An 11,487-nucleotide genomic window follows, 5' to 3' on the forward strand; every position below is an offset into this window, starting at 1 on the left:
TTTCCACCCCGCGAGCCCAGCATGGACCCAATGACCGTCGGCATCACTTTAGGGTTGGTGCCAACGATTGTTCTGCTGGCGTTGTTGTGGTGGATCGATCCGACTCACTTGCGTTCCCCGCGGATTTGGATCGCATTGGTGACCGGGATGCTGATCACCGCCCCGGTATGGGTTCTCGAAACGGTGGTCGATAACTGGGCGACGAACATCACCGGTGCCTACGCCAAACTGTTCGTCGTCGAAGTGCTCGGTGCAGCGGTCGTCGAAGAACTGGTGATCGCAATCGCCTTGCTGGGACTGGTTTTCCTGTCCAACAAATGGGCGGACACACCACGGCGGATCGTTGCAATTGCAGTCGCGATCGCAATCGGATTCACCACGATCGAAAACATGCTAGGCGTCTGGTCGACCGATCGCCCCACCAAGATGGGCATCAGCCGGTTAATGACCATTCCTTGCGGGCATGTCTCTCTGCAGCTGGTGATGGGCTATTTCGCTGCACGGGCGCTACTGGAGACACGTCATCGCGGACGCTGGGCGGCGCTGATGATTTTGGTGCCGATCCTGATCCATGGCTGGGGCGACTACTCTGAAAACCTGTTTCAATACGAAGCCAACTTGGATCCGGACTCCGATGCGACCAAGCACCTGTTTTCCTGTTGGATCCTGGCACTCGCCGCTTACGTCGCTGGCGCAGCCGCCGTGTTGTGGCGACTGCGCTGGCGAAAACATCCGTCGTGATTCTTCAGCGAATCATTTTCGAACGATGACCAACCAGTCCTCGTCGGCGTCACTGGGCGGGTTGCCCAGTGAAACGCTGCCACCGCCATCGACGGATTGGACGGAACCGCTGGCAAGTTCGCCGCCGCTGCGAGGATTGAACCAGCTGACGTTGTATTTGCCACCGGCGGCCGTCAAATCCAACTCTTTGTTTCCGCCGTCAGACAGATAGACCAGGTAGACCTCGTCCGCTTTGGCAAAACAATAGTCGGTCGGATCGTGATTCGGATTGCCGACCAGTTCATCGGCGTTTTTCATTTCCCAAAATGGGATTTCATTGTCAGCAAAGAAATTGATCGCGATTCGACAGTAGTCCCAGCTTTGATCGCGGCTGCGCCAATCCTCGCAAACGATGTCATTCTCGGCGAACTTGTAACCAAAGTAGTATTCATTACCAGCACCGCCGGCCATGAGCGTGCCCCACAACGTTTGTTTGCGAACCTTGTGTTGGGTGTAAGCCATTTTGCCGGTGGAATCATGGCCGTCAAAACCTTTGTATCCCAAGTCCGGACACTGCGCGTGAGCAGCACTGCCGGATTCATCAAAAGCCACGATCCATGGCTTGCCGGCTTTGTCTGACTCGGTCACCCACTTCACCGTTTGCGCGTGAGTGGTTTCCAAGCTGCTGTTCTGCAGCGACACGCCTGTCAGTTTGGACCGGTCGCCCAACAGTGGCCGGTACACTTGATCCTGTTGACCGGGAAACGTGTGCACGACAATGTTGTGGTCGTAGGCATCGGTTTGGGCGATGTAGTCGATCATTGCTTGAATCTGCTCGGTCGACTGAGTGTTTTCTTCACCCAAGTTCCAGTTCAACGCCAGGTTGTGTCCGAAGCGGGCAATCAATTCGCGGCAATACAGTTTTCGCTGCGTGCCCAAATTCCCGCCGTCCAGACTCTCGGCGACAAATCCTTTGCCTTTGCCACGAATGTGATCGTCGTTTTCCGTCTCTTGCATTTTGAAGTGCAGGTACATTCCCAGCGCGGTCCCGTGATCAAACACGATCGACCATTGATCCAGCTTGCTACAGTCGTAATGCAGTTTGTCGTCACGATCGATGAACGGCCAAACATTGTCGCCGTCGCCACCGGCGTTGTAGGTCAGGAAAGAAAACGCATTGCAGCCTTTGCCGGATAGATAGTTGATCGCACCGATCAGCCCCTTGCCTTTGCCGTCACCCCAAGTCGGATCACCATCGCGCCAGTCTTGCAGGTGCGGTGACCAGGTCTTGATCGGCGCCTTTTTCAGATTACCACCGAGGGTGTTGTCAAAGTCTGCGTAGGCCAGCAAGGTTTCCGGTGCATCGGCACCGGCCTTGAGAAAGTATTCGCCCGAACCGGCGAACTGCAGGTAATGTTTGCCGACATAATTCAGTCGTCCATGGGCTCGCAAATCGCGGCCCTGCTTGTCACTTTCGGCAACTTCGATGACGCCTCGCTTGTCATCAAACGCGGCCAACGGTTTGGAGGCCGCCTCGGCATCGAGCGCCGCACCAGGGCCTTTGTGGAACGAAACCTGATAGCTCCACTTTCCGGCTTTGTCGGGGGCAAAATGGGTTCGCCAGACGGTACCTGAATCGGCCGACGTGTTGGCTGCGTTCCCGTCGGCGGCAAAGTAACCTGGAATCACGTACTTGCCACCGTCGGGGTGCGTGAACGTCGTCGTCATCCGGTAGTCGGTAAAGGGATTCGGCGCGTTGTCTTTTTCGTCGGCATAGGGTCCGCTCAGGTCTAGCGTCAGTTTGTGCCACGTTTTGGGTTCGCCACTGATTTGAACCGATCCGTCACCGTCGTCACCACGCGGTGTTTGTTGTGGTAGATCGCTGACGTTCTTCGTCGGACTGATGTCACTGGCCTTGGAGTCGGCTGCTGCTGTGGCCTGCTGAGCCAACTCTTTCATCACCGGTGCGACCAATTGGCCGGTGGCCTCATCGGCCGGGGCAAAGGCCACCGCGGACCATCGGGCACGGCTGAATTCCTGTCCGTCTTTGCTGCCGATCGTCGAGGTGACTTTGATAATCGCCCCTTCGGTGATCACGATGTCCTGCCAAGTCTTGTGAAAGTCGGACCCTTCTTCATAGGTTTGCTTACTGAGCGGGTTGGTGTATTCACCCACGGTCTCGCCATCGATCGCCAACACGTACATCGATTGACCATCGTTTTCGCCGATCGTCCGCAGTGTGACGTGATAGCGCCCCGATGGAAACGGAAACGTCCGTTCGGCGGTCCCTTGTTTGTGCTGATCGGGATTGACCGCCATCCATTTGTTGTCGTGCAGGTAGTAGCCACTGCTTTGACTCTCAGCAAACATCGGCGCGGGCATCGCCAGGTCGGCTGCTTTGGCGGACTGGTTCTTTGCCGGTTGAGGTTTCGCGGCTGGAGGTTTCGCATTGGTGTCACTGGCAACACTTGCCTGTGGCGCTGCTGCAACGACTGGAAACGCCGCGGGCAATGTGCCAGATTTCAGCACCGATCCTGGACCGCCATCTTCCGGCCGTTGAAACTCACGATTGGTTGTCATGAACCACTTGTCGAATTCGAATCCGTCTTCGCGCATCGAAAACGCGATCGTGTGCTCGCCGGGTTCGTCGATCTGTAAAAAGATCTTGTGTGGCTCTCCGCAGTGTTGCTTTTCAGTGCGTTGATTGCTGTCCCATCGCCAACTGTTTTTGCCTTGGCACCACTGCAAACGTTGTCCACTCTCTGGCCATTGGCCGTCGATGCCGACGTGCAATCCGTTGTCTTCCGGTCCGGTCGAATAGGCGCGAACCCAGACGTAGTACTTGCCCGGCGTGCTGAAGTTCACCTTGTAGTGCAACACGGCCATCTGGCCGGCGGTCGGTGAAAAATTGGTGCCTCGAATCAGCTTGTCCGCGTGAGTCCGTCGGGTGTCGGGCAGGATCTCCAAATAGGCTCCACCGCTGGCACCGGCGACGTGGTTGGGGTCTCCATCGGGCGTGACCGTCGGCGTGCTGTCGGCATTTGTCAAATAGAACGCGCGTTTATCAGTCGCCGTTTGCTTGAAAAAATGCTCCGCTTCGACCGCCACCAGTCCGTCTTTTTCAGCGAAGACGACGTTATCATCGACGATCGGATCTTGCGCCCCGAGCGACCCTGTGCTGGGCGCAACGAACAAGGTGATGACCGCTATGGCGGTCGACAAGGAAGACCAATATCTCATGAGAGTGCCCTAGGGAGAGGAAAGGGGAGGGTGGGAAAGCAATTCAAAAATCAAAGCGATGTCGCTGAGGATGTCGCGGTCGATGATGCTGCGGCCGAGAGCGCCGCAGCCACCGCTTCGGCAACTTCGGTGGTCGACGCATTGCCGCCCATGTCCGGCGTGCGGACTTGGCGCTCACGCAGCACTTGCGCGACGGCGTTCTCCAGGGTGACGGCAGCATTCAAGCAGACGGTGTTGTCATGTTTGTCGCCCAACCAGTCCAGCATCATGGCGGCCGACAAGATCGTCGCCAGCGGATTGGCGACATTCTTTCCGGCCAACTGGGGCGCGGTACCGTGGGAGGGTTGGAACAGCGCGTGGTGTTCGCCAATTTCCGCCGACGGCCCTAAACCCAGTCCACCGACTAGGCCGGCGCCCAGGTCCGACAGGATGTCGCCGAACTGGTTCTCCATCACCAAGACGTCAAAGTCCCACGGGTTTTGCACCATGTACAGACTCATCGCATCGACGTACACCGCGTCGCTATGAATGTCCGGATAGTTCTCGGCAACATCAAAAAAGACTTTGCGGAAAAAGGCCAGCGAGCGGAATACGTTCGCCTTGTCGACACAGGTCACCATCTTTTTGCCATCTCTGGGGCGACCGTTGCGGCGCTGGGCGAGACGAAACGCAAAGTCAGACACTTGTGAGGTGCCCTTGCGGGTGACCACCATTGTGTCGGTGACCACTTCATCACCAACACGGCTGCCACCGCCAAAGGAAGCGAACAGGCCTTCCAGATTTTCGCGAATCACGATGAAGTCAATTCCGGGGCCCGCGTCTCGGAGCACACCAGGAACGCCGGGATACAATTTGACCGGGCGGACCGCCGAATGAACGCCCAAGGCGCGGCGCAATCCGACCATCATCGTCGGTTGGACTTCGGTGCCGTCGGGGTGCCGAACGTCGGGCAACCCAATCGCTGACAACAACACCGCATCGGCGTCCAGACAATCCTGCAACACGCTCTGGGGCAATGTTTCTCCCGTTTCGCGATACAGTTCCGCACCGGCGTGATGCGAGGTAAACGTCAGGTCCAAGCCCGTCGTTTCCGTGATCAGCCGGTCCAGAACGATCCGCGTGGCGTCCATGCATTCAGGACCAATGCCGTCTCCAGGCAGGAGTGCAATACGATAGGAAGTCATAAGATTTAAAGGTGCGTTGAAAAAGGAACGGAATCAAGCAAGCCTGGGAAAAGGATTCACGCTGGAAATCCTCGGACCGGAAGTTTTTGTTCGGCTGACTGATAGATCGCCTCGACGACGGACAGCGATTTTAGGTATTCGCTGCCACTGGTTTCAAAGGGATCGCCGCGGCCGAGGCAATCGATAAAGTGTCGTTGGGTGGCAAACACACAGTCCCCGGCAAACCCGCGGCGGTGGACGGTGTAGTCGATGTTCTGTTCCGACCCACCGAGCGGTTGCAGGGTCAATCGACCACTCCCGTCTAAACGCAGCGAACCGCCGTTGCCTTCGACCAGTGCTTCGCCAAACGTAAACCGCGCATCGGGCGAGGTGGGTTCGTTAAATCGGTTGCCGTCCCAAAATCCGGCGGCTCCGGACGCAAATTCGAACAACACTTTGCCTGAATCTTCACCGACGATGTCCAAATTCAACTGCTGCAAGATCGCATAAACGCCATCGATCTCGCCGGCCAAGTAGCGGAAGGTGTCGACAAAGTGCACGCCGGTTTCAAACACCAGCAAACGCGGCATCTCGCGAAAGTAAGGTTGACGGTCTAGATAGGCGTCGTCCTGCCAACCATCGCCGGTGCGGCAGCGAAAGTTGATCGAATGCAATCGGTCGCCGATCGCGCCCTGATCGATCTGGCGCCGGATCTCGCGATACCAAGGTTGAAAACGAAAATTCTCGTGCACCATCAATGGCACATCGGCTGCGGAGGCCACCGCGACGATTCGCTTGGCCGTATCAAAGTCAGGCGCCAGTGCTTTTTGACAGATGATCGGGATCGAACGACTCGCCGCCTGTTCGACCAGTTGCAGGTGTGAATCCGGACGCGTGATGATGTCGACAAAGTCCGGTTTTTCTTTGTCCAGCATCGTCGCGAATTCGGTGTAGGTCGCCGCGATCCCATACTCGGACGCCGCCGCCTGGGCAGCGTCGCTGTTCTGATCGCAAACCGCAGTGATCTGGACATCGTCCATCCGCGACCAAGCATCAAAGTGAAACTGGCTGAAGTAGCCTGCGCCGACCACGACGCCTTTCAGAGTGCCCATCAGATTGCCTGTGTGATTTCGGGGATGCTAGCGGCCGATTTCTTTTCGTCCGCCGCTGGCATCAAAAACTTGGTGTAGATCAATGCGCCGATCACGATGACAATCAGCAACAGGAACATCACCAACCGGGCCTTCAGGGCCGATGCAGAAATCTTCTTCAGCGGTCGCAGCGGATTCATGAAAATCCATGCAATCATGGCCAGCACATTGATCGCGGCGGCAAAGGCAAAAAACGAATTGGCCGTTCCTGGTGACTCGGCAATCCAGGGCAGCGTGACGTGGGCGACGAAGTACGGAAATGCGACCGCACTGACCGCGGCGCCCATGTTTCCGACCATGTTCATCGCCGCCGACACCGCACCGGACCGAGAACCACCAATGTCCATGCAAAACGCCCAACTGGGGCTAAGCGTCATTTCAACCCCGAAGGTTGCCAGCGAGAAACACGCGATGAACGTCCAGACCGAATCCGATTCGGCCACCTGGGTGCACAGCAACAATCCGATCGCCCCCAGGGCATAACCGATCATCGCTGGCAATCGTCGTGACACCACCGGCATTCCCATCCGATGCAAATGCGTCACGGCGTAGCCCGACATCCACAACGCGACCGCGCCGCACAACAGTGGCAACGATGCCAAATAGGCGTATTCGTCGCCCCAGGTGTCACGCAGATAGGGCTGCAACCAAGTGATGCTGATAAAGAACGTGATGTTGCTGGCCGCATACTGAAACATCGCCAACAGCACATTGGCCGATGTCACGACCTGGATGTACGGCACCTTGGCATTCTCGCTGGCCGCCTCTTCGGCAAGCCCTTCGCGAATCAATGCCAGCTCCCCGGCATTCACCTTCGGATGATCCGATGGTTCGTCGCGATACCAAAACCACCAGACCACGCCCCAGATCAAACCCACCGCCGCATTGGCGACGAACGTCATTCGCCATCCGATCGCATCGATCAAGGACGGCATCAATACCAGCGACAACGCCGCGCCGATCCGCGCCCCGGAGTGAAAGATGCCTTGCCCGAGTCCGCGTTCCTTTGCCGGCAACCAACTGTACAGCGCTCGGGTTGCCCCGGGGTACGCTCCGGCCTCACCAACGCCGAACAAGAATCGCACCACAAGCAAACTGATGGCGGTGAAGACCGCACCGGTCATCGCTGTAAAAATGCTCCAGATGATCACGACGATCGTCAGCGCCCGACGCGGCCCGGCGCGATCACTGAACCAGCCCGCTGGGATCTGGAACAGCGCATAACCGATCGCAAAAATCCCAAACACATAACCCATCATCTGGTCATTCAGACCGGTGATGTCATTCTGCATCGACCCCTTCGCCGCCGAGATGCAGACGCGATCCATGTAGGTGTTCACCGTGTGCAAAAACAGCAGAAACACCAACCAAAATCGTTGACGCGAAGGGGCCATGTGATTCATTCAGGACGAAGTTGGGAAGTTGTTTTGCGGAAGGCGAACACTCCTAGCAAGCCCGCTACGCCGAAATCTTATCCCAAACGAAAGTTCGCAACAATAAAACAATTGCTTATGTTTGTTAGTTAAATCCTAACGTTTTGGTTGCATTTCGGCGGCGGCATCACGTAATCGCTGCAATCCCGCCGCGGTCCGCGCGGACTCCTCGCTTAGCAGCGTTTCCTGCGGCAGGTGTCGCGCGTCGATCACCCGCTGCGAACGCACGTCGAAACGCCACTGACCGTCAAACAGACTGATGTCACCGTGGATGCCACCGCTGACCCATCGGCGATTCGGCGGCGGACCGTTCTCCAGGCGACTGGCAAAGGACACGCCATCGAGTGCCAGATCAGCCGGTAGTGGGACATTCACATAATCACATAGGGTCGGAAACCAGTCGGACATTTCCACCAGATCGTCAACCACTGCGCCGGCCGCGATCCGACCGGGATGCCGGACGATCAACGGAATGTGCGTGCCCGCGTCATTCAAATCACGCTTGCCGCCAACCACTGTGCCGGCGTCGGTTTGCCGCTTGCGCCGAGTGTCGGTGCCGTTGTCACCCATGAAAATCACACAGGTCTGGTCGGCAATGCCCAGCCGATCGACGGCTTGAATGATTCGTCCGCACAGGGAATCCATGTAGCCGATCATGTGTTCCAGCGATCCAGGCTGACCCGATCGGCGCTGGTCCGGGGTTGCGACGATCGGCAAATGGGGCAGCAACATGTTGTGATGAATGTAAAACGGACGTCCCGCCGCGACCGCAGATTCCATCTGGTCGATCACATAATCCGCCAACACATCGGGTCCAAACCGCTCCGCGATGTCCGGGCGAATCATTCCATCGTGATTGAAACAGGGATTCCAATAGCGCGTTGTTTTGCCGCCGTCGCGCCAGATTTGCCACACGCACCATGAATCAAAGCCCGCATCACGACAGTGCTGGGGATGAAACTCGAGCGCCGCGAGTTGCCATTTGCCGGTGACCGAGGTTCGATAGCCGCCCTGCCGCAACACTTGCGCAAGCGTCGTAAAACCGCTGCGAAAATCAACCGCTTGCCGCGTCCCCAGGTGGACCGGCAGTACGTCGTCGTAACCATGCCGCGACACGTAGGTGCCGGTGTACAGACTCATGCGGGACGGCGTGCAGACGGGACTGGTGTAGGCTCGCGAAAACCGCATGCCCTGCGAAGCGAGTCGATCTAAATGAGGTGTCTGGAAATCACGGCTTCCATAACACCCCAGCGTCTCGTAGCCCAAATCATCGGCCAGCAGCAACAGAATGTTGGTTGCAGCGGCATCCGTTGCGGCACCTTGGGGCGGCCTACCCGACTCCGGCGGACCGGGCGACTGACCAACGATTGGTGTCGCGACCAGAAACATCACGGCCAGAACGGCGAGTGTCTTGGGGCAAGGTATCATCATGGCGGGCACTCAATCACTGGGTGTGGCTTGTTCTCGGATTCGACGTGACGCTGTAAGGTAATGGCCCCTCTCACTCGTTTCCATTGGACCAACATGAACCCATTGACCCTCCGTGTGATTTGCTGTGACGACACTCCCGAGCGGCACACACAAATCGTCACCCTTGAAATCCCCGCTGAAACGATCGAGCGACAAGTTTTGGAGACCGTCGAGCAAACGATCGAAGCCGGTGTCGAGCGGGGGCTTCACAACGCTGCCCATCATCCCGATCACGGTCCGGTGACCTATTTTCAAACCGTTCACAGCGGCGGTTTTTATGTCACCGTCGGTGCACCTGACGATCTACAAGAGTCCTATTTCGGACCCGGATCGCTGGTTGCCTTTTGTGACGACCAAGGCCCCGGCCACGGATCCCGAGTCGGACCCGAAGGCGTCCAGCGAACCCTGCGAGTGCTGAAGGGTCTGCTGCGCTAACGGCCGGTGAATTGGTGTGGAGGCTTGATCCTTGAGCGCATCGCACGCTTGCACCATTGATCCAAGAACTTGCCTGCCCAACTGGCTCTCTCGTACTCCCAGAATCGCTGGAAGTCTTCACGCATCAAATACGCCTTCACACTTCGCAAGTTGTGCTGCATCAACTCGCTCAGCTTCACCGTCTGTTTCGTTGTCAAATTCTCCGGCCGCTTGAGCAAGCACCAGCGGACAACCCAATCGACCGCCCTGAAAACGGTATCCCAGCTTGTTGCAAACACCGCCGCGGTTTCTTTCCAACTGAGTCGACGGGCCCAGTTGGCCAGAAAGATTCGGTAGCTGTAGGTCGACCGGTGCTTGCCATCGGCCCAGGGAATCCGTTCAACCTTGACACCACAATCAGGGCAGTCGACACGCCGCATTACGTACAGCAGGTAGACGGGAATTCCCCACAGCGGAACGAACTGTTGCTGACGTGTTGTGACAACTATCAATAATCCATCTTTTGGCTCGGTGCATTCTTTTTGTTTCAAAATAGCATGCGCTGAGATCCCGGCTGACACCCGAAACCAACCCACCGAACTACCAATATTCACCCATCGATTCTGCGGAAGAGCCAAAAATTGCGGACAGAAAATTTGCGAAGTCTGTCTTCCCAGCACTGAAGTTTTTCTGTCGGCTATTTTTCTGTCACTCCTCCCGCTAGTCCTGCCGCTCTGTCGAATCCGGTCGGTGTCTCCAGCCAGACCATCTCGGGCGAAATCAGGTGAAAACGTCGCGGGAATCAAGTCTGTCGGACCATCATTCTCCGAGTGGGGAACGACAACAGCTCGCCAATGAGCTCTGTCCCCAGTCATCGCTGTCCCCAGTCATCGTCGTCGGTTAACAACGGCCGAGCGTTTCACCCAGTTCGATCTCGGAGGCGGCGTTGAAGTTCGGTCTCGATTGCCGCCAATTCGTCGAGAGAAAGGTCAGTCAACTGCTCGTCCGATGGTGCCAATTCGCCAACGATGTCTCGAAGCATTTTCACCGTGCGAATCCGTTCTTCCAGTTTCCCCTCCAGTTTTCCCTCCAGCTTTCCCTCCAACTTCGCCTGCTCAGCACGCGCCCACTCGTCGCGCTCGGCTTTGAGCCGGTCGTCGTACAGTTGTCGTTCTTCGGGGTTTCTGGCGATCATTTGGAGGACTCCTGTGGCTTCGGCGAACACCGGATCGGGAAGGCGGTCGGCCAGTTCCTCTGCCGTGCAGGCGGCCGCACGGCGAAAGAAGTACAGCCATTGGTCGACTGGATCGGTGATGACCCTATTATCGCTGGGGATGACGTACTTGGGAAGCTCGAAAACGTGGACTTGCAGGCAGTCGGTCAGCGAAAGTCCGTCGGCGGTACGAAGCCCGAATGCGTGTTGCAGCCTCGGTTCGCTGCGGAACATGACCGAATCGAGCAGGCAGATGCTGATCGACGGATTCAGATCAGCGTACTGGTCACCTTCGCTAAGTTGCTCGATCAATTGCTTCGCAGCGTAGTACGCTAACCGTTTCGGCAACCCCAGCGGACGGGTTGTTTGGACTTCAATGTTGTACCGTACTTAGAAAAGGGGAAAGGGGTTTTAAATGTGTTCGTCGGTTTTCCGCGTACGCACATCAGCAATCGTCTTGATCTCAGTGGCGCTCTCGCTTGGATCAACGGACGCCCGAGATGATCTCACGGAGCCACCCAGGCAAATTAGAAAAGGGGAAAGGGGTTTTAAATGTGTTCGTCGGTTTTCCGCGTACGCACATCAGCAATCGTCTTGATCTCAGTGGCGCTCTCGCTTGGATCAACGGACACCCGAGATGATCTCACGGAGCCACCCAGGCACGGAGAATCAACCAAGGTCCC

Annotated in this window: 9 protein-coding genes; 2 read left to right on the plus strand and 7 right to left on the minus strand. The window is 57.1% G+C overall.

The annotated features are described in order from the left end of the window. Positions 1-21 precede the first annotated feature (21 nt). Positions 22-741, plus strand: coding sequence for a PrsW family glutamic-type intramembrane protease (locus NHH03_RS08170; RefSeq protein ID WP_253155273.1), 720 nt, complete (start codon positions 22-24; stop codon positions 739-741). 12 nt (positions 742-753) lie between these two features. Here the strand turns inward: NHH03_RS08170 and NHH03_RS08175 are convergent, their stop codons facing one another. From NHH03_RS08175 to NHH03_RS08195, 5 genes are all read right to left on the minus strand, one after another. Further along, complete coding sequence (locus NHH03_RS08175) at positions 754-3,960, minus strand: DUF5060 domain-containing protein (RefSeq protein ID WP_253155274.1); 3,207 nt, start codon at positions 3,958-3,960, stop codon at positions 754-756. 50 nt (positions 3,961-4,010) lie between these two features. Next, positions 4,011-5,144, minus strand: a complete 1,134-nt coding sequence (locus tag NHH03_RS08180; RefSeq protein ID WP_253155275.1) for an isocitrate/isopropylmalate dehydrogenase family protein — start codon at positions 5,142-5,144, stop codon at positions 4,011-4,013. A 56-nt stretch (positions 5,145-5,200) separates the two neighbouring features. After that, positions 5,201-6,235, minus strand: a complete 1,035-nt coding sequence (locus NHH03_RS08185; protein WP_253155276.1) for a Gfo/Idh/MocA family protein — start codon at positions 6,233-6,235, stop codon at positions 5,201-5,203. Continuing rightward, entirely contained in the window at positions 6,235-7,668 is a 1,434-nt protein-coding gene (locus NHH03_RS08190; RefSeq protein WP_253155277.1) for an MFS transporter, read from the minus strand. Before NHH03_RS08190 ends, NHH03_RS08185 begins: the two co-directional genes overlap by 1 nt. 135 nt (positions 7,669-7,803) lie before the next feature. Next, positions 7,804-9,138, minus strand: a complete 1,335-nt coding sequence (locus tag NHH03_RS08195; RefSeq protein ID WP_253155278.1) for a sulfatase-like hydrolase/transferase — start codon at positions 9,136-9,138, stop codon at positions 7,804-7,806. A 93-nt stretch (positions 9,139-9,231) separates the two neighbouring features. Here NHH03_RS08195 and NHH03_RS08200 point away from each other — a divergent pair, with 93 nt between their 5' ends. Further along, entirely contained in the window at positions 9,232-9,612 is a 381-nt protein-coding gene (locus NHH03_RS08200; protein ID WP_253155279.1) for a hypothetical protein, read from the plus strand. Here NHH03_RS08200 and NHH03_RS08205 read toward each other — a convergent pair. Together NHH03_RS08205 and NHH03_RS08210 are read right to left on the minus strand one after the other, a co-directional pair. Then, positions 9,609-10,397: a DesA/ISL3 alpha bundle tail domain-containing protein gene (locus NHH03_RS08205; protein ID WP_253155280.1), complete on the minus strand. Its 789-nt coding sequence runs from the start codon at positions 10,395-10,397 to the stop codon at positions 9,609-9,611. The genes NHH03_RS08200 and NHH03_RS08205 overlap by 4 nt on opposite strands. 113 nt (positions 10,398-10,510) lie before the next feature. Next, positions 10,511-11,182: an Rpn family recombination-promoting nuclease/putative transposase gene (locus tag NHH03_RS08210; RefSeq protein ID WP_315861434.1), complete on the minus strand. Its 672-nt coding sequence runs from the start codon at positions 11,180-11,182 to the stop codon at positions 10,511-10,513. Positions 11,183-11,487 lie beyond the last annotated feature (305 nt).

This window comes from Stieleria tagensis, from assembly GCF_024129865.1.
GTDB classification, from domain to species: Bacteria; Planctomycetota; Planctomycetia; order Pirellulales; family Pirellulaceae; genus Stieleria; species Stieleria tagensis.

Bases quoted from the DNA above. Each gene is read 5' to 3' on its own strand.
- NHH03_RS08170 (WP_253155273.1), top strand. From the start codon at position 22: ATGGACCCAATGACCGTCGGCATCACTTTAGGGTTGGTGCCAACGATT.
- NHH03_RS08175 (WP_253155274.1), bottom strand. From the start codon at position 3,960: ATGAGATATTGGTCTTCCTTGTCGACCGCCATAGCGGTCATCACCTTG.
- NHH03_RS08180 (WP_253155275.1), bottom strand. From the start codon at position 5,144: ATGACTTCCTATCGTATTGCACTCCTGCCTGGAGACGGCATTGGTCCT.
- NHH03_RS08185 (WP_253155276.1), bottom strand. From the start codon at position 6,235: ATGGGCACTCTGAAAGGCGTCGTGGTCGGCGCAGGCTACTTCAGCCAG.
- NHH03_RS08190 (WP_253155277.1), bottom strand. From the start codon at position 7,668: ATGGCCCCTTCGCGTCAACGATTTTGGTTGGTGTTTCTGCTGTTTTTG.
- NHH03_RS08195 (WP_253155278.1), bottom strand. From the start codon at position 9,138: ATGATGATACCTTGCCCCAAGACACTCGCCGTTCTGGCCGTGATGTTT.
- NHH03_RS08200 (WP_253155279.1), top strand. From the start codon at position 9,232: ATGAACCCATTGACCCTCCGTGTGATTTGCTGTGACGACACTCCCGAG.